Origin of the sequence: Bacillus sp. BK450, assembly GCF_004364885.1 — a bacterium.
GTDB lineage: Bacteria > Bacillota > Bacilli > Bacillales > Bacillaceae > Bacillus > Bacillus safensis.
The window spans coordinates 149,116-175,119 of record NZ_SOBQ01000001.1; the positions used below are offsets into that span (position 1 = coordinate 149,116).

The 26,004-nt window shown below is 40.7% G+C and carries 21 protein-coding genes; all 21 read right to left on the reverse strand.

What is annotated here, in order from left to right; all coding sequences use genetic code 11:
• Positions 1 to 101: 101 nt before the first annotated feature.
• Entirely contained in the window at positions 102 to 536 is a 435-nt protein-coding gene (ricA, locus tag EV579_RS00805; protein WP_008358013.1) for a regulatory iron-sulfur-containing complex subunit RicA, read from the reverse strand.
• Between the two features lies 1 nt (position 537).
• Positions 538 to 2,064 carry a tRNA (N6-isopentenyl adenosine(37)-C2)-methylthiotransferase MiaB gene (miaB, locus tag EV579_RS00810; protein ID WP_024427027.1) on the reverse strand — a complete coding sequence of 509 codons (1,527 nt, stop codon included), beginning with the start codon at positions 2,062 to 2,064 and terminating at the stop codon, positions 538 to 540.
• Positions 2,065 to 2,153: 89 nt separating this feature from the next.
• Complete coding sequence (locus EV579_RS00815) at positions 2,154 to 3,269, reverse strand: MrcB family domain-containing protein (protein ID WP_243837372.1); 1,116 nt, start codon at positions 3,267 to 3,269, stop codon at positions 2,154 to 2,156.
• Between the two features lie 102 nt (positions 3,270 to 3,371).
• Positions 3,372 to 4,553: a glycine C-acetyltransferase gene (locus EV579_RS00820; protein WP_103132405.1), complete on the reverse strand. Its 1,182-nt coding sequence runs from the start codon at positions 4,551 to 4,553 to the stop codon at positions 3,372 to 3,374.
• Complete coding sequence (gene tdh, locus EV579_RS00825; RefSeq protein WP_044330479.1) at positions 4,550 to 5,614, reverse strand: L-threonine 3-dehydrogenase; 1,065 nt, start codon at positions 5,612 to 5,614, stop codon at positions 4,550 to 4,552. The genes EV579_RS00820 and tdh overlap by 4 nt, the downstream gene beginning before the upstream one ends.
• A 175-nt stretch (positions 5,615 to 5,789) precedes the next feature.
• Entirely contained in the window at positions 5,790 to 8,837 is a 3,048-nt protein-coding gene (locus EV579_RS00830; RefSeq protein ID WP_133743799.1) for an efflux RND transporter permease subunit, read from the reverse strand.
• Positions 8,838 to 9,039: 202 nt separating this feature from the next.
• A complete protein-coding gene (gene spoVS, locus EV579_RS00835; RefSeq protein WP_003211281.1) occupies positions 9,040 to 9,300 on the reverse strand; it encodes a stage V sporulation protein SpoVS in 261 nt (86 codons plus the stop codon).
• A 202-nt stretch (positions 9,301 to 9,502) separates the two neighbouring features.
• Positions 9,503 to 10,297 (reverse strand): TIGR00282 family metallophosphoesterase, encoded by a 795-nt coding sequence (locus EV579_RS00840; protein WP_024424109.1) that lies wholly within the window; start codon positions 10,295 to 10,297, stop codon positions 9,503 to 9,505.
• Between the two features lie 90 nt (positions 10,298 to 10,387).
• Positions 10,388 to 11,950, reverse strand: a complete 1,563-nt coding sequence (rny, locus tag EV579_RS00845) for a ribonuclease Y (RefSeq protein WP_003211958.1) — start codon at positions 11,948 to 11,950, stop codon at positions 10,388 to 10,390.
• Positions 11,951 to 12,183: 233 nt separating this feature from the next.
• Positions 12,184 to 13,359 (reverse strand): serine hydrolase domain-containing protein, encoded by a 1,176-nt coding sequence (locus tag EV579_RS00850; protein ID WP_133743800.1) that lies wholly within the window; start codon positions 13,357 to 13,359, stop codon positions 12,184 to 12,186.
• A 143-nt stretch (positions 13,360 to 13,502) separates the two neighbouring features.
• Positions 13,503 to 14,546, reverse strand: coding sequence for a recombinase RecA (recA, locus tag EV579_RS00855; protein ID WP_024424111.1), 1,044 nt, complete (start codon positions 14,544 to 14,546; stop codon positions 13,503 to 13,505).
• A 178-nt stretch (positions 14,547 to 14,724) separates the two neighbouring features.
• The gene (locus EV579_RS00860) at positions 14,725 to 15,975 is read right to left on the reverse strand and encodes a competence/damage-inducible protein A (RefSeq protein ID WP_024424112.1); all 1,251 of its coding nucleotides are present in this window, start codon (positions 15,973 to 15,975) and stop codon (positions 14,725 to 14,727) included.
• Between the two features lie 16 nt (positions 15,976 to 15,991).
• A complete protein-coding gene (pgsA, locus tag EV579_RS00865; protein ID WP_008358030.1) occupies positions 15,992 to 16,573 on the reverse strand; it encodes a CDP-diacylglycerol--glycerol-3-phosphate 3-phosphatidyltransferase in 582 nt (193 codons plus the stop codon).
• Positions 16,574 to 16,647: 74 nt separating this feature from the next.
• Positions 16,648 to 17,547 (reverse strand): helix-turn-helix domain-containing protein, encoded by a 900-nt coding sequence (locus tag EV579_RS00870; protein WP_025092608.1) that lies wholly within the window; start codon positions 17,545 to 17,547, stop codon positions 16,648 to 16,650.
• A gap of 23 nt (positions 17,548 to 17,570) precedes the next feature.
• A complete protein-coding gene (locus tag EV579_RS00875) occupies positions 17,571 to 18,362 on the reverse strand; it encodes a DUF3388 domain-containing protein (RefSeq protein WP_003211480.1) in 792 nt (263 codons plus the stop codon).
• 131 nt (positions 18,363 to 18,493) lie between these two features.
• Positions 18,494 to 18,751 carry a DUF3243 domain-containing protein gene (locus EV579_RS00880; protein WP_024424114.1) on the reverse strand — a complete coding sequence of 86 codons (258 nt, stop codon included), beginning with the start codon at positions 18,749 to 18,751 and terminating at the stop codon, positions 18,494 to 18,496.
• A 73-nt stretch (positions 18,752 to 18,824) separates the two neighbouring features.
• Positions 18,825 to 19,553, reverse strand: coding sequence for an elongation factor P 5-aminopentanone reductase (gene ymfI / locus EV579_RS00885; protein ID WP_133743801.1), 729 nt, complete (start codon positions 19,551 to 19,553; stop codon positions 18,825 to 18,827).
• Between the two features lie 31 nt (positions 19,554 to 19,584).
• Positions 19,585 to 22,704: an MMPL family transporter gene (locus EV579_RS00890; RefSeq protein ID WP_073205225.1), complete on the reverse strand. Its 3,120-nt coding sequence runs from the start codon at positions 22,702 to 22,704 to the stop codon at positions 19,585 to 19,587.
• Entirely contained in the window at positions 22,682 to 23,158 is a 477-nt protein-coding gene (locus EV579_RS00895; protein ID WP_044330511.1) for a MarR family winged helix-turn-helix transcriptional regulator, read from the reverse strand. Before EV579_RS00895 ends, EV579_RS00890 begins: the two co-directional genes overlap by 23 nt.
• Before the next feature lie 146 nt (positions 23,159 to 23,304).
• Positions 23,305 to 24,597: an EF-P 5-aminopentanol modification-associated protein YfmH gene (gene yfmH, locus EV579_RS00900; RefSeq protein ID WP_025092606.1), complete on the reverse strand. Its 1,293-nt coding sequence runs from the start codon at positions 24,595 to 24,597 to the stop codon at positions 23,305 to 23,307.
• Positions 24,594 to 25,874, reverse strand: a complete 1,281-nt coding sequence (gene yfmF, locus EV579_RS00905) for an EF-P 5-aminopentanol modification-associated protein YfmF (RefSeq protein ID WP_133743802.1) — start codon at positions 25,872 to 25,874, stop codon at positions 24,594 to 24,596. The genes yfmH and yfmF overlap by 4 nt, the downstream gene beginning before the upstream one ends.
• Positions 25,875 to 26,004 lie beyond the last annotated feature (130 nt).

Consider the following 26,004-nt stretch of genomic DNA (forward strand, 5'->3'; position numbering starts at 1 on the left):
ATAGCAACATTTAAGCGTTATAAACCTATAAGGGATTTTAAATACTAAATTACAAATAAATAAGAGTCCACAAATAAAAACCCCGCATCTGCGGGGTTTTCTCATTTAATGGAGCAACTTGGTGATGAGTTTTTTACTTTTGAACCGGTTTCTCCTAATAAGAGGTCACCGCCGGTTGAAAGAATGATTTCATCTGTTACTTGATTCGAAATCGTGTGTGCCACAAGCTGAAGCAGGGAATTGACTTCCATTTGTGATTCTTTGAATTCTTGAATCACTGGGATGTCATCCAGTTCTTCTTGCAGGGCATCGATTTTTTCTTCGACTTGCTTTAAGGCTTCATGTTTGCCGTAATGCTTTAAGTTCACAGCTTGTTTTTGAAGCGCCTTAATTTGATTAATGATCGTTGAAATTTTTGTATTTTCATTGATTTGCGCTTCTGCTTTTTTGAAGAAATCAACTTCTTCCGTTTCAGAAATCATTTTAGCGAGCTCTCTTGCACGCTCGACAATCTCTTTCTTTGAATAAAGTGTCATTTTAATTCACCTCGATAGCTTCTCCAACCATTTCTCCGTCAAGAGACCAAGTTTTGGCTTGTGTGATTTTCACTTTGACGATGTTGCCAATCGCTTCTTTTGGTGCTTTAAAATTCACAAGCTTGCTTTTACTTGTATATCCGGCTAGGATCTCAGGGTTGTTTTTACTTTCACCCTCTACTAATACTTCGACAATCTGCCCTTCATATTCCTTCATTTTTTTCGCAGAAATTTCATTCACAAGTGCATTTAGGCGCTGCAGACGTTCTTTTTTCACACGCATTGGCACGTTGTCTTTCATTTTCGCTGCTGGCGTTCCTTCTCTTGGGGAATAAATGAACGTATAAGCGGCATCAAACTCAACCTCGCGATAAAGCGAAAGTGTTTCTTCAAACTGCTCATCTGTTTCATTTGGGAATCCAACAATAATGTCCGTTGTTAATGAAGCATTCGGCATCGCTTCTTTGATTTTGCGCACAAGATCAAGGTAGCGCTCACGGTCATATTTTCTCGCCATAAGCTTCAGCACAGAAGAACTTCCGGATTGAACTGGCAGGTGAATATGATCGAGAAGGTTTCCGCCCTTGGCAAGCACTTCGATTAAGTGATCATCAAAATCACGCGGGTGACTTGTTGTAAAACGGATACGCGGAATATCAATTTTTCGCAGCTCATCCATCAGGTGGCCAAGACCATATTCCATATCTTCAAAATCTTTTCCATATGCATTCACGTTTTGACCAAGAAGGGTAATTTCCTTATATCCTTCTGCCGCTAAACGTCTGACCTCTTGAATAATTTCATCTGGGCGGCGGCTTCTTTCCTTGCCGCGCGTGTAAGGCACGATACAGTATGTACAGAATTTATCACAGCCGTACATAATGTTCACCCAGCCCTTGATTTTACCTTGACGGGCTCTTGGAAGGTTCTCAATCACGTCGCCTTCTTTTGACCAAACCTCAATGACCATTTCTTTTGAAAGGTAGCATTCAGATAACAGCTCTGGCAGGCGGTGAATGTTGTGCGTGCCAAAAATCAAGTCAACAAATGGGTGTTTCTTCAAAATACGGTTCACGACAGATTCTTCTTGTGACATACATCCGCAGACACCTAAAATTAAATCTGGCTTTTCACGCTTTAATGCTTTTAAATGACCAAGCTCTCCAAACACTTTATTTTCTGCATTCTCACGAATAGCACAAGTGTTTAATAAGATGACATTTGCATCTTCCGTTGAGTTTGTTGGTTCATAGCCAAGCGCCATAAAAATACCAGCCATCACTTCTGTGTCATGCTCATTCATTTGACAGCCATATGTGCGAATATAAAACTTGCGGCCGTTTCCTAACCCTTGAAACTGCTCGTCAATTTGAAATTGATTGTATTCGACTTCTTCTTTACCCCGTTTTTTTGCATCTTTTAAGGAAGGCGGAATGTACACAGCTTCAAAATATTTGCTGTAGTCCTTCTCGGATTTTTTGTCCGATGAACTTACTTGTCCGCTCGCTTTTCTCTGCTCTTCATTCATGAATTTGTACTCCTTTCAAACCAAGTTCCACCCTACAGTATAGACTATTTTGTGATGAATTGAAAATAAATCATATGTGTCATTACTTTTCAATCCACCCGGATTCTGCATGAATATTGAGTAGGTTTTAACAGTAGGTTATCTTTCTCCAAAGGGTTTTGTATTTCTTTTACAATCTTCATTTGCTGTGTACCGACACTCTCAACTAAAGTAATCACATATGCTTCTTTTTCCTCTTCTGCTACCATTCTTTCTTGTTCAGATAAGAAGAAAGGAAAGTCTTGATGAGCAAGTTTTGAGCCCTTCACCTCTATTAGTTTTTCTTTTCCATCAGGGTAATACGATTTGATATCAAACCCATGGCCATCTTCCGTTTCGGCTAACCAATTGACATTTTTCGCTAATTGCTCCTGACCCACTGCTTTTAATTGCTCTACTTCCATATCATAAACAAACTTCTCTGCTATTCGACCTGTCTCTTCATTTTGCTTGGCTCTTTCTTCTCTTAATTGCTTATAAACGTTTCTATGGATGATTCTTTTTCGTTTTATACTCTTATTAATCTTTGTATCCATATGAAGATCCGGATTCGAATATATTTCGAAAATAAAATCATAAAAAAATTCATTTAAGTTATATATGTCTTTTAAAAACTCGTATTGATTAAATGTATCAATATTATATCTTTTAAATACCAAAGAACCTGCTGCATATTTTTTAGGTCTATCAGATTCTCCTAAGTAAAAATCACCTATTTCAAATCCTTTTAAATTAGGACTATTCATCAATTGAGGTTTTAGTCGTTCTCGCCAAATATCCGCTTCATATTTAATCTTTTTGAGAGATAGATTTTCAGTACCTAAACCAATCGATAAATAAAAATCTTTGCCATTATTAGCGAATAAAATGACTATATATAATCCTTTTTGTGTTGTTGTTTTATTTGTTTTTTGATTTTTTGTTAAAAGCTGGTCTAGAAACGCTATCCAAATAGACTCTGAAACTTTTCCATTTCCTGTAGATGCTTTAATATCGATTCTATCCAAATTTTTCATATGACGTTTTTCTAATTCATTTTGAATTTTGTTTGGTATCTCTTTATTAAACATTTTGTGAAAAGGGTGATTCTTATCTGTTATTACATTGCTCTTATAATCTAAATATTGCTTATAAAAGTCTTCTTTATTAAATATCATTTGTCTCATCACTTACCTCAATAGATCTTTTTACATACATTATACATAACAAACGGTAGATTTGATGAAAATTGGAAAGAATATCGTCAAAAAAAGAGAGCCTGCGCTCTCTCAATCAAGTATGTTTAGTTTTTTTGCTTCTTCTTCAATGATTGTCAGTGCCCGGTCTAGTTCTTCTTTTGTGTGCTCGGCTGTGATGATGGCTCTAATTCTTGCCTTGCCTTTTGCTACAGTTGGGAAGGCGATGCCTTGGGCAAACACGCCTCGTTCTATTAAAGCCTTTGAGAATCGAAAAGTAAGTGCTTCGTCTCCAATCATGATTGGGATAATCGGTGTCTCTGTTGGGGCGACTTGAAATCCTAGGCTGATGACCTTTTCTTTAAAATAAGCGGCGTTCTCCCAAAGTGTATCGATTCGTTCCGGTTCATCTAACAGCACTTCAATCGCTTCTTCACACGCTCTAGTCACAGCTGGCGGATGAGAGGTGCTGAATAAAAACGGTCTTGCTTTATGCTTTAAATAATCAATTAAAACCGCTGAACCAGCCACATAGCCGCCGAGCACTCCGACAGCCTTACTAAGTGTCCCGACCTGAATGTGCACTCTGCCGTCGAGTTTAAAATGGTTGACCGTCCCGCGGCCATTCTCACCAAGCACGCCCGAGGCGTGCGCATCGTCTACCATCACAAATGCATCATATGCTTCTGCGAGCCTGACGATCTCAGGAAGTGGCGCGATATCTCCATCCATCGAGAATACACCGTCTGTAACGATGAGGCGGACGCGGTAATTCATTGATTTTTTCAAAATCTTCTCCAGCTCTTCCATATTGGAATGACCGTATACCTTTTTATCTGCTTTTGTTAATCGGATGCCATCAATAATTGAGGCATGATTCAGTTCATCTGAAATGACAATATCATCTTTTGTCAAGATACTGGATAAGACCCCTTGATTGGTCGTAAAGCCTGATTGGAATACAAGTGCTGCTTCTGTCTTTTTAAATGCAGCAAGCTTTTTTTCAAGACGTTCATGCATCGTCATTGTGCCGGCGATGGTACGTACAGATCCTGTACCCGCACCGAATTCATCGATTGCCTCTTTTGCTGCTTTCATCAGCCTTGGGTGTGAGGTGAGCCCTAAGTAGTTATTTGAGGAGAGTTGTATGACAGATTGTTCATTTAATGTCACAGTGGATGATTGTTTTGAGTCGATCTCTTTCAAAGTTTGGTGGGTGCCTTGCTGCTTCATTGTTTCCAATTCATCTTGTAAATACGTGAATTCTTTCATCATTTCTTCCCCCTTTGATATGATGGCATCATCAGTACGACTTTTCCGCACGTACCGCTTTGCATAAGTTCAAATCCCTTTTCGAACTCTTCAAATGGCAGTGTATGAGTGACAACCGGCTTTACATCAATGGTATTAGTTCTTAATAGCTCAGATACTTGACGCCACGTCTCAAACATTTTTCTCCCCGTGATCCCTTGCACGGTTAATCCCCTAAAAACAATTTGATTCGTAATATCAATTGTTACTGGCCGTTCTGGCAAGCTTAGTATATTGACTTTCCCTCCATTTGCACAAGCTTCGAGTGCTTGATTAATGGCAGCTGGATGACCTGACATCTCACACATCACATCTGCCCCTTCCATCCGCGTGAGCTGCTTAATTATCGCGACTGGATCACCTTTTCCAATATCCACGATATGATCTGCACCCATTTTTCGGGCAAGATCGAGCCTGTATTCATTTTTATCAACAGCGAACACTTGAACAGCCCCGGAGGCTTTTGCGACAGCGATTGCCATTAAACCGATTGGTCCGCAGCCAAAAATCGCCACTGATTTACCTGATACAGGTGTGTGCAGTACAGTATGGACTGCATTTCCTAGCGGCTCTTGGATAGAGGCAAGCTCAACCGGCATTTGAGCTGGATTATGCCACACATTTTGTTCAGGTACTTTGACATATTCAGCAAAACAGCCATCAATGTCTACCCCTAAAATTTTCGTTTCACTGCACAAATGCTGCTGCCCTGTTAAGCACATATAACATTGATTACATACAACATGCGTCTCAGCCGATACAAAGTCCCCTACCTTTGCTCGTGAGACCTGCTTCCCCACTTTAACAACTTCCCCTGTAAATTCATGTCCAAAAATGTAAGGCGCTTTGACTCTTCCCTTAGCCCAGTCATCCCAATTATAAATATGCACGTCTGTTCCGCATATCGAAGTGGCTTTCACTTGGATCAAAACTTCATGATCTTTGATTTCTGGAATCGGCATCTCCATCATCACCGCTCCGTAAGCGCTTTCTTTTTTAACAATTGCTTTCATCGTTCCACACATGACGTACAACCCCTTTGTTAAAAAACTTCTCCCAATCAGATTTTAACACGACTTATTTTAGTCGTAAATACCACTGTCTACTAGAAAAAGACAAATGAACACCCCACATATTTTTTTGGATATTTTTCTAAAAAAAAAAGCAAATCTCCTTTCGATCGGAGATTTGCTTTCATCGTCAGCGTTTCTTTGAAACGGCAACATATAGTGCTGGCACAATGAATAAGGTCAGTATTGTTGAGAAAAAGACACCAGATACAATGCAGATGGCCAGCGGCTTAAAGAGTGGATCATGACTTAATGCAACAGGCATTAGTGCAACAAGTGCCGTAAATGCTGTTAAGAGAATCGGTCTAATCCTTGCTCTTCCTGCTTCAATGACAGCTGTCTGTTGATCAAACCCTTGCTTGCGCCGCTGTTCAATAAATTCGAATAGGACGACCGCATTTCGGACGACAATACCAGCCAATGAGACAATTCCCATTGTTGCCATAAAGCTGAATGGTGTTTGTGTGACAAACAGTCCGATAATGGCTCCTGATACGGCTAAGTAAACCGTTCCTAGAACTAACAGCGGAAGCATCAATGAATTGAACTGGAATGCGATGGTCACGTAAATGAGCAGCAAGACTACTGCAAATAAGAGACTAATTTCAATAAAGAACTGGGTCTGATTTTCATTTTCTCCACCCTGTAAGATGGTCAAATCCTTCGCTGCAGCGCTTTTCCCCACTTGATTGACGACTTCTTTCATATCGTCTTTAAACGAATCTGATGCGCCGGGATACGCCTTCAGCGTAATGGTCGGAACTCCATTTTCATGTGGAATGCTTTCGTACTGCTCTGTTTCTTTTTCTTTTACATATCGGCTAAGCGGCTCAAGTTGAGGCATACCGCCCTCATTTGTCTTCACAGGCACTTTCATTTCTTTTAGCTTTAAACCATTTTGATGTGTGCCTATATCCTGTTTCACTACTAAATCGATATCATTTGTTCCTTGTTGAAAGGTACCTAATGGCATCCCTTCTGTCACAAGACCAAGCTGTCTGCTGACAAATTGAGCACTGAGCCCATCCTCTGCCATCCGCTCGCGGTTTAATTCAAAGGAGATCGTTTTCACCGGCTGATTGACATCGTCCGTAATCAAGCTTGCCCCTTTGTCTTTCATTTCATTTGTCAGTGTTTCTTTGACATCAATGAGCTTTGAAAAAGAGTCACCCGCAACCGTTACTGTCACTGGCGCTCCAGTTGGCGGTCCTTGTACAATGGTTTTCATAAAGATTTCAGCCTCTTTGAATGTCTCTCGCAAAGGCTCGGTCATACGATCTATTAATGCCTTACTTGTCATCTGATCATTGTCTACTCTCACGACAACCTGACCCGTGTGGTCACTTGCATTTGAAATACTTTCATTAAACAGATTCGGCACACCGCCGCCTGCAAAAATCGCCGTTTCTTCAATGCCTTTTTGCTGTTTGATCTCTTGTTCTATTTTCTTTAATGTTTCATTTGTTTTGTCTAATGTTGTTTCACTTGGAAGTGTGACAGTGACGACCACTTCTTTCTTATTCGCCGCAGGGAAAAATTCAAATGGTGTGACGAAAATAAGTAAAAAAGCAAGCGTTGCAACGAGCAAACCACTTAGTCCAATAACGAGCGGCCGCTTCACAATGTTTGTCAGCACACGGTCTGCATAGAAATCAGCCAGCCTTTTTAATGGTTTCCCTAGGAATCCCGGCTCTTTTTGACTGTTTTTGTTCTTTCTTTTCCGGTTCACAGTATATTGATAGACCGGTACAAGTGTCAGAGAAATCACCATGGACGCAAGCACAGTCGTCACTAGAACAGACGGTAATGCCCGAATAAATGAACCATTTGCACCTGATAGGAATACAAGCGGCAGGAAGGCAAACACAACAGCCAGTGTTGATGTCAAAATGGACCCTGCGACTTCTTTCACCCCTGCAATTGTTCCTTTAAGCGGACTTTCGTATTTTTTCATTTGTCTTAAAATATTATCATTCACGACAATGGCATCATCGACAAGTATCCCTAAAGCAATGATAAAGCCGATGATCGAAATTTGATTGAGGTCCACTTGTAAAAATGGCAGCGGAATCGTTCCAATTGTAATGGATAGCGGAATGGCGAGTGAAACGATAAACGCCCCGCCAATCGTGAGTCCAAGTGTGGTAACAATTATGACAGCAATGACCGCAACAATGGCTTCTTTTATTAAATCATTGAAAATGGTATCCACTTCACTTTTTTGTGAATAGTAGTCTACCCACTCCACCCCATTTGGCAGCTGCTTTTCTTTCTCAATGACATCACTGACTTTGTCATACATTTTAGGAATATCAAGCCCTTGTTTAATATTCACAGTAAATGAATAAGCGGGCTTTCCGTTATACGACACAATATCACTTTTCTGTTTTTCTACTTCTTTTAAACTGCCAAGCTGACTAATTGTGACCGGCTCTCTTTTCGTTTTTGAGAAAAGCTCAATTTTTTTAACTTGATCTAAGCGGCGGTCATATGTATCGATGGACAGCTTCACCTTCTCTTTGCCTGCCCGAATATCGCCTAGTGGAGATGTGTCAAATTCCTGATTGATGGCATTTGTGACATCAGTTACATTGAGCCCTTCACCCTCCAGCTTGTTTGAATCTAAGTTTAAAATCGCTTGTTTGTCATTGAAGCCTTTGATAATGACACTGTCTACCCCTTTGATGTCCTCTACTTTTTCCTTCAATGCACGCAGCGATTGCTGACTCTTTGCTAAGTCCGATGATTCATTTGACACAATCATATAAGAGCCAACCGGCACGCTGCCGAATTCATCCTTTACTTCCGGCTCCATCACCCCGTCAGGAAAAGACGACGCAGCACTTGTGGTTTCATTCTTAATTTGACTTGCCACCTTTTGAAAGTCGGCTTGGTCCTCAATTTCAAGCACAATATTTGAGAAACCAATGGCAGAAATTGAGCTCGTTTTCTCTACACCATTGATATCTGATAGGGCTGATTCCAGTTTATTGGTGACATCTCTTTCCACCTGTTTTGCATCTGCACCAGGAAAAACGGTAGAAATCGTGACGAGATTCGCCTCGAATTCTGGAAGTTCTCGTTTAGGAAGCTGCGCGAATAAATAGCCGCCAGCAATGAGAACGATAAAAAATAAAATAAAAACAAGCTTTCCTCTTTTCAAAAAAGCTTCAAACATTATTTCACCTACTTAAATATTTATTTTTGATGAAGTAAATTCAACTTAATCTTAATTTATCATCACGGTGAAAAAATGCAAGCTCTAATATGTCATTTTTATCTATTTCACGAACTGAATATGTTATATAAGAAATGTATAGCGGTAAACAAAAACAACCTGCTTACATGATGTAAGCAGGTTGAAAATAATAAAATTAGAATTATCGTGGTTCAACAATCAATTTGATGGCTGTTCTTTCTTCTCCATCGATCAGAATGTCAGTAAAGGCTGGAATGCATATCAAATCCACTCCGCTTGGCGCGACAAATCCCCTTGCAATGGCGACAGCCTTAACCGCCTGATTCAGTGCCCCAGCGCCGATTGCTTGTATTTCCGCTGCACCGCGTTCACGTAAAACGCCGGCTAATGCTCCTGCTACTGAATTCGGATTTGACTTTGCTGAAACTTTTAAAATTTCCATTTCTGCTCCCCCTTAAATTTACAATGGATAAGTGAGTGTTCATTAGAACAATCTTTGTTAGATGATGCTATTTTTTTGAAAATCCATCCCCAAAATGTTTTTCAAAAATAGCAGGCTACCTACCATTTTTACTATATTCACGATAGAGGGCGCATATTCCTTCTTTCTGATTAATATTTTTCTGAAATAAATATGTGAACATTTATTCAAAGAAAATATGGTCATCATTTATCAAAATTCGATCAATTTTGACAGCTTTTTTCGACTGTTCGTCAATTTCTACGATTACTGCACTTAACGTCGTGCGGCCTTCTGCAATTTCAAACCGGACTGGGAGACTTGTTTTGAATCGTTTAATGATCGTTTCTCGGTCAACACCTAAAATGCCATCATAAGGTCCTGTCATCCCGACATCTGAAATATACGCAGTTCCTTTTGGCAATACGCGGTTATCTGCTGTTTGAACATGTGTATGCGTGCCAACGACACATGATGCACGGCCGTCTGTATACCAGCCCATCGCCTGTTTTTCGCTTGTGGCTTCACCATGAAAATCAATAAAAATAAACGGTGTCCGTTTGGATGCTTCCGCAATTAATTCATCTACTTTTTGAAATGGGCAGTCAATTGGCGGTAAAAACGTACGTCCTTGCAGGTTGATGACAGCCAATTCTTTTCCTTGTTTTTTAATAAACGTGAGACCTTTTCCAGGTGTGCCTTCTGGGAAGTTAGCAGGGCGGACCATATTAGCTGCATCATCGATGAAATCGAAAATGTCTCTTTTATCCCATGTATGGTTGCCCATTGTGAGCACATCAGCTCCTGCTTGCAGCAGCTCATGATAGATTTTTTCAGTTAGACCTTTCCCGTGAGCAGCATTTTCTCCGTTGACAATGGTAAAGTGCGGCTGATATTTTTTCTTTAGCTTTGGCAAATATTCTTTCAGTGTGTCTCTGCCAGGTGAACCGACAATATCTCCAACAAATAATATTTTCATGCGCTTTTGAACCCTTTCTCTTTTAAATTGATCTTCTTATCAGTGTTGCATATTTACACAAAAAAATAAAGCGGCGCTAAGCGCACCGCTCTATTTTGCATACTCTACTGCGCGAGTTTCTCGAATGACTGTCACTTTAATGTGACCAGGGTAATCGAGCTCGTCCTCAATTCGCTTACGAATATCCCTTGCTAGACGGTGAGCTTCAAGATCATTAATTGAATCTGGCTTCACCATAATACGTACTTCACGTCCAGCCTGTATCGCAAACGATTTTTCAACACCTTCATAAGATTCAGAGATATCTTCTAATTTCTCAAGTCTCCGAATGTAATTTTCAAGCGTCTCACTTCTTGCACCAGGGCGTGCTGCAGATAATGCATCAGCTGCCGCAACAAGAACAGCGATAATAGATGTCGGTTCTTGGTCACCGTGGTGAGAGGCAATACTGTTGATGACAACAGGATGCTCTTTATATTTCGTCGCAAGCTCAACGCCAATTTCTACGTGGCTTCCTTCTACTTCGTGATCAATGGCTTTTCCAATGTCATGCAGAAGACCTGCTCGTTTTGCAAGCTTTGCATCTTCTCCAAGCTCTGAAGCCATGAGACCTGCAAGATGTGCAACCTCAATTGAATGCTTCAGGACATTTTGTCCATAACTTGTACGGAATTTTAAGCGGCCGAGAATTTTGATCAGATCCGGATGCAGACCGTGAACTCCGACTTCGAATGTCGTTTGCTCACCCATCTCGCGGATATAATCATCGACTTCACGGCGTGATTTTTCCACCATTTCTTCAATTCGTGCAGGATGAATGCGGCCATCCTGGACTAGCTTGTCCAGAGCTATCCTCGCTGTTTCACGTCTAATCGGATCAAAGCCCGATAGTATAACAGCTTCAGGTGTATCATCTATGATCAAGTCAATACCTGTTAACGTTTCTAACGTACGGATATTTCGTCCTTCACGTCCGATAATACGACCTTTCATCTCATCATTTGGAAGATTGACTACAGATACCGTTGTTTCAGCCACATGATCAGCTGCACAACGCTGTAACGCAAGTGAAAGAATATTTTTCGCCTTTTTGTCAGCCTCTTCTTTCGCTCGGTTTTCAGATTCTTTCGTCATGACTGCAATGTCGTGGGAAAGCTCATTTTCAACTTGATCCAGAATGATTTGTTTCGCTTCATCTCGAGTTAGACTTGAAATACGTTCCAACTCGGCTTTCTGCAAACGAATCATATCATCCACTTTGCTTTCCATCTCTTCAATATGTTGTTGTCGTTCATTCAGAGAATGATCTCTCTTCTCCAACAGGGACTCCCGTTTATCTAAAGATTCGTCTTTGCGATCAAGATTTTCCTCTTTTTGAAGTAAACGGTTTTCTTGTCTTTGAAGCTCATTTCGTCTTTCACGAACTTCTTGCTCCGCCTCTACACGAAACGAATGAATTTCATCTTTCGCTTCCAAGAGCGCTTCTTTCTTCAATGCTTCCGCATCACGCTTTGCATCCTCAACAATTTGTTCGGCCATGTTTCTTGCGCCGGATATTTTTGCTTCTGCAATGGTTTTACGAACAAAGTAGCCAACAACTAAACAGATTAGGCTCAGCAAAATGGAGATGATCGTAAACATCGTAGGCGACATATTTTCACCTCCTCTTGCTATGAACTTGGTTTTACAAATAAAGTGTCGGCATGTACATTGTTTTGTGTCTCAACATACAGGGCCTTCACAGGGAATGAGATCCTCACTGCCCTTGTCAAGTTTAAATTAGTTATCAATCATGTTAAGAAAAACAAGTGATACATTCCCATTGTAATTGTGTCGGAAATACTTGTCAAGCTAGCCATCTTAGCGTTTGCAAAAGCAGATCAGAATTATTCTTGATTCAGCAGCTGATATACTTTATTGTTCACTTGGCCCAGTTTAGTGTTATTTTGTATATTTGAGAACAAAACAACGATGGTTTGTCCAGATTTGCTAAAGCTGTTCAAAATGTTAAAGCCCGGCACGACACCATGGCTTGAATAGCTACCGGGAGCAACATAAAATCCCATTCCGTATGTGGAGCTGCTTCCTGGCGTAAACATCTTTTTATAGCTCTTCTGCGAATACAGTTTGCCGTCTATCAGGGCTTGGTCAAATTTGTACATATCTATAGCACTCATATAAATATCTCCAGCACCGTAAAGCTGAGATAGATCGGGCATATACGGTGTAACCGCTTTGCTGCCTTTCAGCTTATACCCGACAGCAGGATAAGGTTCTTTTTCATATGTTTTGTAAAAGCCTGCATGCGTCATCCCCGCCGGTTTAAAAATATGATTCTTTATATATTGTTCATAGGACTCACCGCTCACTTCAGCAACAATATAAGCAAGAACAGAATAGTTTGAATCCTTGTAGCCCCATACACCCGGCTGACGATTAATTCCCTGACGTTCTATGTCTTTTATTAATTCGTCCGGAGTAATTACGGCGTTTCCTTCAATATGTCCGTTTATTCCCGATGTATGTGTCAGCAGATTTTTCAAAGTAATCGCTTGTCCGTTAGGGAAATGAGGTAAATACGTGCTTACCGAATCACTTGTCTGAAGTTTCCCCTTTTCCTCAAGCTGCAAAATAGCGGTTGCAATCAGCGCTTTTTGTGACGAACCGACATAAAAAGATGTCAAAGGATTATTTCGAACTTTTTGTTTACGGTCTGCATAACCAAAACCTTTATTTGTTACGATTTCTCCATTTCTAACAATCATGGCTGTTCCGCTGAAACCGATCCCATTTAAATAACTGCTGATTTTGTGATTACGGTCCACTGTTTTGATTTGTTTCTCTGATATTTTAGCGGTTTTCCTTTTAACTTCTTTATTCTGGCTGTTTTCTAAAGCTACTGCAGTTTTTTGAAACGGGTTCTTCTCTTCACTATTTCGATGAAGCACATTCCACATCGTTAAGCAAATCATCGCTGCTAAAAAAACAAGCACAAGTTTTCCCCTCTGACTTGGTTGTTTCCGGCTGTATTTTGCATTTCTTCTGCGGGTCGGGCTTGTCATTCGTTTTTCCTCCCAAAATAAATGCCATTTTGTACACTTTAGACGGATGAAATACTGAAAAAGTTGTCGAAAGTTTTTTGCAAAATAAAAAAGGCTGAGTTTTTTCACCCAGCCTTTTTTATCATTTCATACTGATTTAATTTTTATTCTAATTCTAATTGTTCTAGCGCCTCTTCAGATTCCTGTTGCACTGTTCCGTTATTATCCAAACCGTAATGTTCGCGAATTTGCTCCTGGATCATCAGCATGATATCTTTATTTTCTTTTAGGAACTGTTTCGCATTTTCACGGCCTTGTCCAAGACGTTCCTCTTGGTAAGAATACCAAGCACCGCTCTTTTGTACGATATCTAGCTCGCTTCCAAGGTCGATGATTTCTCCCTCTTTTGAGATCCCTTCACCGTACATAATGTCTACTTCGGCAATACGGAATGGCGGTGCTACTTTGTTTTTGACCACTTTAATTCTCGTTTTATTCCCCATAATGTCATTGCCTTGTTTCAGCTGTTCAGCACGGCGCACTTCTAAACGAACAGACGAATAGAACTTCAGCGCACGTCCACCTGGCGTTGTTTCAGGGTTACCGAACATGACCCCAACTTTTTCACGAATTTGGTTAATAAAGATGGCAATTGTTTTTGATTTATTGATAGCACCTGATAGTTTACGAAGTGCTTGGGACATCAAACGTGCTTGAAGACCAACATGTGAATCACCCATATCTCCTTCAATCTCTGCTTTTGGTACAAGAGCAGCTACAGAGTCAATAACAACAATATCAACTGCCCCGCTGCGGACAAGAGCTTCTGCAATTTCAAGTGCTTGCTCTCCTGTATCCGGCTGAGAAAGTAACAGTTCATCAATGTTGACACCTAGTTTTTGAGCGTAAACTGGATCGAGTGCATGCTCTGCATCAATAAATGCAGCTTGTCCTCCCTGCTGCTGAACTTCAGCAATGGCATGAAGGGCTACTGTCGTTTTACCAGAACTCTCTGGACCATATACTTCGATAATACGGCCTCGGGGATATCCGCCTATTCCAAGCGCAGTATCAAGTGCTAACGAACCACTAGGTACTGTTGAAATACGTGTATCTGTTTGCTCTCCTAGTTTCATAATAGAGCCTTTACCAAACTGTTTTTCTATTTGTTTAAGAGCCATATCTAAGGCTGCTTGACGATCACTCATTCTATTGTTTCCTCCTTTATCAATTCCACTATCTATACTATACCTTGTTTTACGTCATTTGCCAAGAAAAAAACGAACACATATTCGATTTTTTTCTTGGCAGATTTCTTAAGAAAAGAGTGTTTTCTATTAGAAAAAACGCTCTTTTATAAAGGAGTAAACCTAACAAAAAACAAAATTAACTCTCTTTTAATAAGTTGAGTAAGTGATGCAGACCATATTTCACAGCGCGCTTTCGAATGCCTGACCGGCTGCCTGTAAACATCCATTCAAACACGTCCGTCTGGTCTTTCGTCGATAGTCCAATGAACACTTTTCCAACAGGCTGACCCTCTTGGGTATCAGGTCCTGCTACACCCGTAAAGCTAATGCCAATATCACTTCCGGTCAGCTTTCTCACCCCTTCAGCAAGCTCTAAAGCACACTCTTTGCTGACAGCACCATGAGAAGACAATGTTTCTTCCCGGCAGCCAAGTACCTGCTGCTTGACTTGGTTTGTATAACAAACCACACTTCCGTTCAAAATGGATGATGCTCCTTCGAGATCTGTCAGCCATTCGGAGAACATTCCGCCAGTCAGGCTTTCTGCTGCTGCTACTGTTTTCCCGTGCTCATGCAAGGCTTTGGACGCTTCGCGGACAAGTGATGTATCCCCATATCCGTAGAAGTACTCTCCTACCCGCGCTAAAATTTGCGCTTCTGTTTCTTTTAACAGACGCTCTGTTTCTTTTTCATCCTCATGCTTAGCAGTCAGCCTTAGCGTCACTTCACCGTCAGATGCGAGTGGTGCAATCGTCGGGTTGGTTTGAGCATCAATTAAATCTTCTAGGTCTGTTTCAAGCTGCGATTCACCGATTCCGAAGAAGCGCAGAACAACAGACACGATCTTTTCCTTTAAGCCAAGCTTCTCAGAAATCAGCGGCTTTGCCTCGTTTTCAAACATCGGGTGCAGTTCACTTGGCGGTCCAGGAAGAAGCATATAAAACGTATCGTCTTCTTGAACAAACATACCCGGGGCCATCCCGAAACGGTTCACGAGCACATCAGACCCTTCTAGAACGAGTGCCTGCTTACGGTTGTTCGGTGACATAACGCGTCCGGTCTTTAGAAAGTAGTCTTGAATTGATTCAAATGCTTCTTCATTTAGTACAAGCTCTTTGCCAAGCGTACTCGCAATGGTTTCTTTTGTTAAGTCATCTTTGGTTGGTCCAAGACCACCTGAGAAGATAATAAAATTAGATCTTTCCTGCGCCACCTGAATGGCCTGTTTTAAACGCTCTGGATTGTCACCAACTGCTGTGTGGTAATAAACATTCACACCAATTTCAGCTAGTTGTTTGCTGATGAATTGTGCATTCGTATTCGTAATTTGCCCTAGCAATAGTTCGGAACCGACTGCAATAATTTCTGCTTTTCTCTCTGACTTCAAAGCGTACACGTCCTTTTTAGTTAGAATTCTTTAAAGCTTCCCAGTTTTTTGCAAAGTAATCCCAGCCTGAGACAACAGTGAAGAACACCGCTACCCACATCGCTAGATCACCAAACGGGAATGACACAAGTTCAAACGGCAGGTTATGCAGTAAAAGTGCAGAAATCGCAATGATCTGCGCCCATGTCTTCACTTTTCCAAGCATATTCGCTGCCACTACTTCACCGCCTCCGGCTAATACAAGCCTTAGACCTGTTACAGCAAATTCACGGCTGATGATCACAATCGCCATCCATGCCGGTGTGAGGTTGTATTGAACAAGTATAATTAAAGCAGCTGAAACAAGCAATTTATCTGCAAGCGGATCTAAAAATTTACCAAAGTTCGTCACTAAATTAAGCTTACGTGCGTAGTATCCATCAATCCAGTCAGTTGTTGAAGCGACAATAAACAGGATCGCTCCAACAAGGTGCGTCACTTCGATGCTGACGTCGCCAAAGCGCGCAACACCCCAATCTAGCGGTGCAAGCATAATAATCATAAAAACAGGGATCAAGGCGATCCTAGAAAGGGTTATTTTATTCGGTAAGTTAAACATGAAATCCAATCCTCCAATAATGCAATTTTATTATGTATATAATAGTAGGAACAAAAGAAAAGTCATCTACTTGCTTAAGATGACTTTTCCTTTCCTTTATTCACAATCACAATGTTTTGTGTCATGGTGTCCTTAGGGTCTAATTCGTACTTAAGTGTCTCGTCATTTACCTTGATATCAATTCCAGACGCATTGCCTAGACGGATATCGACCTGAGAAAGATCAGACAGGTCTGTTTTAAACGATTCGCCATCTTTTAGTTCACCCATCTTCAGCACTTTTCCAGATTCGTCTCTTACACGCAGCCATGAAGCTTGCGACGCAGAAATTTTTAACTCCATTTCGTCTGCACCTGATACTTCATACGTTGTTGTCGAGCCTTCTGTATTCGTCGCCTTTAAAGATACAGTTTCATCGTCTTTTGATGAATCATCTTTTTTAGATGATTTTTCTTTATCATCTGACGAAGCTTTTTCTTTTTTCTTTTGATCTTTTGCAAGAGATGAACCCTCAGATACTTCATATTTAGATTCTGATTGCTGAGGGGCCGCCTGATTATTCTTCTGTCCGCTATCATGATTGACCGCCTGCACGATCACATAAATGATGGCGATGACCACAATGATGCCTCCAATAATTAAAATTGTCGGCAATAGTTCAAGCACTTTCGAAGCAGGCTTTGGTAGCTCTCTTTGCGGCTTAATATTCGATAATTTATCAGATACTTCATCGTTATACGTGCTTGGAACATCTTTACGAAATTCTTCGAACAATTGTTCAGGATTCAGTCCAACGGCTTCGGCATATTGTTTAATAAACGCTCTGACATAAAATTTACCTGGAATAATATCATAGTTTCCTTGTTCGATTGCTAGCAAATAGCGCTTTTGGATCTTGGTCACCGTCTGAAGATCCTCCAGCGACATCCCTTTTTCCTCTCTGGCCTCAACGAGCCGTTTTCCCAATTCAGTCAAAACAAACACCTACCATTACCATATTAAAAATCGAAGCCAGAAAAACCAGAATGATCAAACACTTGTGGTTCTTCAGCGTGTTCATATGTAATCTCTTCGTCTGCGCTATTCCGCAATTCAATGATATAGTCGAAATCATCCATTGTATATTCTGAATTTTGAATAAAGATGTCTGGATGCTCGACCACCTTCGTTGCCGGCAGTCTCATAATTTCCCTTAAAAGCTGCAAGTGCTTCTCAGAACCTCTTCTTGTCGACACAATCCCATCAATAATAAAGACGTTATCTGGGCTGTATTCATCTGCGATCAGCTGACTTCGGATCGTCTGTTTCAAAAGAGTTGATGATACAAACAGCCATCTCTTGCTTGCACAAACACTTGAAGCCACAATTGATTCTGTTTTTCCGACACGCGGCATTCCGCGAATCCCAATCAATTTATGTCCTTCTTTTTTAAAGAGTTCAGCCATAAAATCAACAAGAAGACCGAGCTCGTCTCTTTCAAAACGGAACGTCTTTTTGTCATCGGCATCACGCTGTATGTATCTTCCATGACGAACAGCTAAGCGGTCACGAAGCTTTGGCTGTCTTAATTTCGTTACTTTTATCGTTTCCATTGTATTTAAAATTGATTCAAGCCGCTTAATTTGATCTGTGTGGTCACAGCGTAAAAGCATTCCGCGTCTTGATACATCAACACCATTAATTGTCACAATATTAATTGAAAGCATCCCCATTAGAGAAGAAATGTCTCCTAAAAGTCCGGGACGGTTTACCTGTATCTCATATTCAAAATACCATTCGAGCTTTGCCAAATGATATTACCCCCTTCATTGTGGCAAATTTTTACCTTCCTTTATCATAAAGCATTTTCACATTTTTAGAAAGCACAATGTTGTGAAACGGTTAAAATAAAAAGAGAGGCACAAACGACCTCTCTTTTTGTTTAGTGCGAGCTATTATTTTCAACTAGCTTGACCATCATATTTGCAATGGCACGCTGCTCATCTTCTGATGCAACGCTCCAAAGGTCAGCAAGTACTCTTTCCTGCTCGTTCTTTGCCTCAACTTCGTTAGCTAGATATCCGCCAATTTCATACGCAAGGTTATTGATAGTCTCATCCTCTAAACCTTTATCCTGCGCATGATTTAAGCGATCACCTAAAAAGTTTTTCCAATGGTCCCAGTTCTCAAGTACAGACATGTCGATTCCTCCATTCGAAAAGATGAATTACAGCCATAGCTTTTGTCATGGAGAGACGAATTATACACGTTTTTTAACAGTACCAGCCGCCATTAACAGATAAAATTTGACCTGTGATATAACTTGACTGTTTTGAGGCGAGAAACCAAATGACATCTGCAACCTCCCCAGGGGATGCAAGCCGGCCAAGCGGAATTTCTTCTTCCAGCATTGCGATGTCATCCTGCGTAAAACGTTTCATCATGTCTGTTTTGACAGCACCTGGCGAGACAGCATTTGCTCTAATTCCACTTGGAGCAAGCTCTTTTGCTAATCCTTTGATAAACGCATTTTGCGCACCTTTGACCATGCTGTACAGCACTTCACACGATGCTCCCGTTTCTCCCCATATCGAGCTGACCGCAATGATATGGCCTGCTTTCTTTCGAATCATAGCGGGTAAAAGGGATTGGGTAAGCTCATATGGACTTGTGACATGAAGCTGCACCATACTGGCTAATACGTCTTTTTCTGTGTCTGTCACCAATCCGACATGGCTTCTGCCGCTATTTAAAACAAGAATATCTGGACAGAGCGGCAGACGGCTGACAAGCTCATCTGCTCCGCCCGTTTTAGATAAATCGGCTTGAACGACGTGCGTTTGAATGGAATATGCCTCATCCAAATGAGCGGCGAGGCGCACAGCTGCCTGTTCATTTTTATGATAATGGAGCATCACATGGCAGCCTTCTTGGGCAAGCTTTTTCGCTGCTGCCTGCCCAATCCCGCCACTGGCACCTGTTATCAGCGCCCAACGACTCATCACATTGATTCCTTCTTTCTATATAGAATACCTATTCTTTTCGTTTAAATGGGAACCAGTTGGCTGATCCGAACAATTTCACCATTACAGGTACGAACAATGGTAGCACAACGAGTGCGTACAGTAAAAGTCCTGTAAGGACAAGTGTTGCAATCTGCAGGAGAGACAGCACACCTGATGGAAGCATGGCGGCAAATGTTCCTGCCAAAATAACAGCAGCAGACATAATGACAGACCCCATATTTTTCATTGATTCAGTCATGGCAAACTGGATGTCTTTTGTTTTGTATTCATTGAACCGCTCCATCAAGAAAATCGAATAATCGACTCCGAGCGCCATTAATATGACAAATCCAAAGAATGGTACTGCCCAGTTAATGCCTGGATATCCGAAGAAATGGGTGAAAATAAATTCTGTTACACCAATTGCTGTAAAGTAAGTCAATATGAGTGAACCTACCAAGTAAAGCGGCATGACAAGCGAACGGAATAAAATCACCAAAATAAGAAAAATACCAATCATCATGTAAAGCACTGTCTTATTGAAATCTTGGTCTGACAGCTGTTTTAGATCAGCGTTCATACTTGATACACCTGAGACGCCAAATGACGCATCTTTTAGGTTTGTTTCAGGAAGTGCCCGCTCGACAGAAGCTTCCACTTGTTTAATCGTCGACAAGGCGTCATTTCCATATGGATTTTTCTCTAAAATGACATCAATCTTTGTCATCTTGCGATCATCTGACATGTATGAATCAAATACTTGCTTGAATGCTTTATTTTTCAAGACGTCTTTTGGAATAAACCAGCCGGCCATGTCTTGATCTGGTGCATTTTTCAGTTCGTCTAAGTAGTCACCTGCACCCATTAAGCCGCTCGAAATTTTCTCCAGTCCTTTCACACTTTTGTTCAGACCGTCTGTCAGCTTGGTCAGGTTATCCCCAAAGCCGCCAATCTTTTCTTTCATTTGCTTTTGGCCATTAATGATGTCCCCCGCTCCATTTGCAAGCTTTGGCATATTATCAGCTAGTTGTCCTTGACCTTTAGACGTTTGATCCAGTCCATTTTCAACTGCATCTAAGCCAGCAATGAGTTCATCGATTTGATTCGTCAAGACTTTTTGCTGCTCTGAAGCTTTTGCGATAAAGGCATCAGCTGCTTCAAGCTGCTTTCTAGCTTCTTTCGCTTGTTTGGCATAGCTGTCTGCCTGTTTCGCCCCTTCTTGCAAGGTCGCAGAAAGTTCATTGTACGAAGCTTTAATCGCTTGATACGATTGATTTTCTTTTACCTGCGGGATTTGCTTTTCAAGGGTACTAAATTGTGTATTTGCTTGTTTGATTAACGCTTTTACATCTGCTGCGGCAGAGGATGACGTATCCACTTGCGCTAATGCTGCCTTTAATTCTTTGGAAATGCTTTTATACAGTGAAACTTGCTGATTCACTTGTGCGACTTGAGCCATTAATTCCTTTTTCGCACCTTTGATTTCATCTTTAATGGCTGCTACACCTTTTTTATTTTGGTCGATGCCATTTTGCAATTTTCTTAAGGATTTTTCAACATTTTGAATCCCTGTTTGCACAGATTCTGTACCAGAAATCAATTTGTTAATGCCTTTTCCTGATGATTTGATTTGCGGTGTTTGATCCTCAATGGATTGACTCATTGTCGTCAGTGCATCTTGAATATTTTTCAAGCCTTCATTGCTTTTATCAAGTCCTGTGTTCAATTCTTTGGCTTGTGATTTCACGTACAGATCACTCAGCCCTTTACCGACAGGACGGGTGGCACTTCTCACTTTACTGACCCCATCTGTTTGTTCAATTGCACGGCTGAGTTTTTCGATGGCAATCAGCCCTTCATTGTTGTCTAAAAGGTCAGATGATTTCACGACCACTGTTGCCGGGAGTGCTTCACCCGGTCCAAACTTATCAGAAATGGTATTGAATGCGTTAACCGATTCGTATTTATTACCAATTTCATCTAAGCTGTTATAAGAAAGAGTTCCTTTATACATGAGAATTGGCGGAAGCGTAATGATTCCTACAATTAATAAGCTGAAAAGCGGTTTCTTAAATGAAAAACGGCCTGCTGTTTCCCACATTTTTGACTGCGGATGGGCAATATCGCCTTTAATCGGCCAAAATAACACCTTTCCTAAAACTGCCATAAAGAACGGCACAATCGTGAGAAGGGCCACAATGAGCACAGCAACCCCGACTGCTACTGCAACAGCTGATTTATAAAGCTGGAATTGTGCGAGACCAATACATGTAAAACCGATTAGAACCGCAATTCCGCTGAATAAGACGGTCTTTCCTGCTGTTTTATACGTAATGAGAATCGCCTCAATTTTATCTTTACCATGTGCGATCTCTTCCTTAAAGCGGCTGAGAAGCAGTATGCAGTAGTCCGTTCCAATTCCAAACATGATCGCGACCATAAAGATCTGAGTAAAGGTCGAGAGCGGAAAGTCTACATATTTTACTAAATAAGCCACGATCGATTGACTCACCAAGTAAGACAGTGCCACTGCGACTAACGGAACGAAAGGCGCCACAGCTGACCTAAAAACAAGAATAAGGACAACGAGAATAAACCCAATCGTAATGAATTCTGTTTTCTTCAGGCCTTCCTGCGAACTTGTGATAACATCATCATCAATTAACGGCTGCCCTGTCATTTCAAATTTCAGGTTTAAGCTTTTCAGCTTTTCATTGACTCTTTCTTTAAAATCGGACGCTTTGATTTTGTTTGAGTCATATGTAACTGGAACAAGGAGTGTCGTTTGATCTTTAGAGAGCATTTGTTTTTTGATATCTTTATTGGCTTCAAAGTAAGAAGTGATGTCCTCTATGTGGAGATCTTGATCTTTTTCTAAAATGTCCATTGCCTTTTTTAAAGATGTTTCTCTTTCTTTCACAATGTTCTTTTCTTGAAAGACAATGACGATTGATTTTTCTGTATCGCCGTTTTCAGACATTTTCTTTAATAACTGATTGGCATATGAAGACGGATAGCCGTCTGGTACAGAAATTTGCCCCTTTTCTTTTGTTAACTGCGCCATATTAGGAGCGGTGATGAGTAACACTGCCGCTAATACGACCCACAGGATCGTGATCAGCCATCTACCCTTTATGATTGCTCTCATTAGTACTTTGTGCCTCCTCTTCGATGATCACTTGATAGATCTTTTCATATGTTTGAATAAATGATTCCATTTCTTTTTCTTCAAGCTTTTCAAAATAAGATCGAACCAGGTCTTGAAGCTGCTTTTCCATTCGGCTGACCACATCTTTGCCCTCTGGCGTGACGTACAGGTGAACATTTCTTCTGTCAGCTTGATCATGTTCACGAAAAATATAGTTTTTCGTAAAAAGACGGTTGGTCATCGATGTTACAGCACTTTTGTTTACATTACATACATTAGCAAGGTCCGTAGATGTACACCCTGGATGTAAATTGATGTATCGAAGCGAGTAATATTGATCAAGCGTCAGCTCTTTATCAAGCTTTTCCGTGATCATACTCGATACTTTTTTCTCCATCATGAGATAGACATCTGCGTATCTCTGGATGAGCTGGGCAATTTTATTTTGTTCCATACGCTGCTCCTTTTTAGTTTAAGTGTTTAACTATTAAAGAGTTTAACTAATGACCAAAACAATTGTCAATGAATATCCTTACAAATAAAACGGCTTTTTCAAATAAAAAAGACAAACTCTGCCGATATGAGTTTGTCTTTTTACATTTATTTTGTTTTTGGGACGACTTTGAAAACAGACATCCGTTCTTCATCAATTTCTTCATCTAAAATTTGCTGAATATCAGCCAATTGAATTTGTTCCAGCATTGTGACGACATCAAATAAGCTCATGTCTAAGAATGCATATCGAGTAAATTGGTTCGCAATATATTCTGGAGAATTCATGGCTTTTAAAAAGCTGCCGATTTTTTTCTTGCGCGCGAGTTCAATTTTCTCTTCTGTCATGAGGCTTTTTGCTTGAAGAAGGGTTTCTTTTAATACCTTTGCGAGTTGATCAGGATCATTTGTATCCCCGCCAACTGAAGTGAAGCCAAAGCCGCCCTCTTCTGTATAATCGTAGCTGAATGTTTCATCAATTAAGCCTTTTTCATACATCTGTTCATATTGTAAGGAGCTTTTGCCAAACAGCGTCTCTAAAATGAGGTTCATCCCAAGCTCATGCTTTAGCAGCTGATTTCCTTTTTTATGCGGATTCTTTGTTTTCAAACCGAACATACATTTAGAGCCTTGTACGTTCATTGGAAGTTCGTATTCTTTCCGGTACACACCTTCTGGCTCATTGATGTCTTTTCGTTTGATCTCCGGCTGGTCTGTAAATGGCTTTTTCGCCTGATTCGCTCTGACTTGATCTAAAATTTGCTTCGGATCAACAGGCCCGACGACGAATAGAAGCATATTGCTCGGGTGATAGAACGTTTCATAGCATTCATACAAATGATCTTTTGTAATAGGGGCAATGCTCTCTACTGTTCCAGCAATATCTATTCTCACAGGATGCTCTTGATATAAATTTTCAATCAGACCAAAGAATAAACGCCAGTCTGGATTGTCATCATACATGTTAATTTCTTGACCAATGATGCCCTTTTCTTTTTCGACTGTTTTTTCAGTAAAATAAGGCTCTTGAACAAAATCAATGAGTGTCTCAAGGTTTTGTTCGACATTTGAGGTGCTTGAGAATAAATAAGCCGTTCTTGTAAACGTTGTAAAAGCGTTTGCGGATGCTCCCTGTTTACTAAAAGTATGAAACACGTCTCCATCTTCTTTTTCAAACAGCTTATGCTCTAAGAAATGGGCAATTCCGTCAGGCACTCGAATCATGTCTTCTTTGCCAAGCGGCACAAATTCGTTATCGACAGAGCCATATTTTGTTGTAAAGGTCGCATAGGTTTTGTTAAACCCTTGCTTTGGCAGCACATAGACGTCAAGACCGCTTTCCATTTTTTCGTGATAGACCGTTTCTTGCAGCTGATCGAATTGAATTGTTTTCACTGTCATGAAGCACCCTCCGTTCCTTTAAGAAAATAGGTCGTATCCCATTCGATTTTCTGACCCACTTTGATGATGTCCTCTTTTGTCACTCGGTCTAATGCTTCTAAAAAGGAATCAAGGGTTTCCCCAGTCGGCACAACGGCATGCTGATACAAATATTCTGCTGTTCCATAAGACGTATCGATCGTTTCAAGCAGCTGGTTTTTGACGACTGCTTTTGTTTGATCAATCGCTTCATCTGAAAAATCACCTTTTTGCATCGCTTCAAATTGTTCTTTGATGATGTCCACTGCCTGCTGGTAGTTGCCGACTTCAATCCCTGACATGACCATCATCAAGCCTTTAAAGCTTTCAAGTCTAGACACAGCGTAGTAAGCTAGACTTGCCTTTTCACGAACATTAATGAATAGCTTAGAATGCGAGAAACCGCCGAATATGCCATTAAACAAATGCAGCGCCGGATAATCTTTATCTGCAATCGTTGTATGTGTGCGAAAGCCGATATTCAGCTTGCCTTGTTTTACGTCCTCTTCATCAATGACTTCTTTTGGTTCATTTTGAGGTCTTTTTGATTCAGCCTGCTGTTTGACTGGTTCTCTTTCACTTGTTTTAAAGTATTGGGAGACCATGCGGCTGATGTCTTGTTCGTCAACATCTCCGACAACATAAAGATCAAGCTGGTTTGATTGAAGCGCATGCTCATAAGCTTCAAAGAGCGAGTGAGGTGTGATTGCGTCGATGTCTTCCATTTCGCCATTGACGTGCAGCGCATATGGTTCACCTTTACACATTTCCTGCACGAGTCTTAAGTTCGAATAACGCATTTTGTCATCATAAACTGCCTGAATTCGCTGTTTTAATGTGCGTTTTTCTTGATCTACATATAATTGACTAAACACTCCTTCTTCAACATACGGGTGGAATAATAGGTCAGATAGTAAGGCAATCCCTTTTTCTAGTAAAGGGGTTTGATCCTTTAAATATTTTTCATTCGCCATTTCTAGGCGAAAGGTAATGATGTGATTCTCACCTTTTTTCGCCATGTCGGCGGAAACGGTTGCTCCATAGAGCTCATCAAAATAGGCACGCAGTGCGCCTGTTTTCGGCATTTTTTCTGTTCCTCTTAACAGCACATGCGGGAAAAGAGAACGCATGGTGACGTCATCTTTGGATAGCGGTGCAAGCATTTTAAAAAGGATTGTCACGGTTTTAAATTTTTCTGTTTTGACAATATGAGTATGAAGACCCGGTGTGTCCAGTGTCTTCTCTTGTAAGTACGTCATGAGAAACCTCCTTTGTTCATCCTATTTATTATGTATTAGAACATAGCTGATATATACGTGAAACAGCCATTTAATAGACATTATATCAATCAGAGGAAAGGATAGGAAATAAAAACGCCTCTGCTCATAG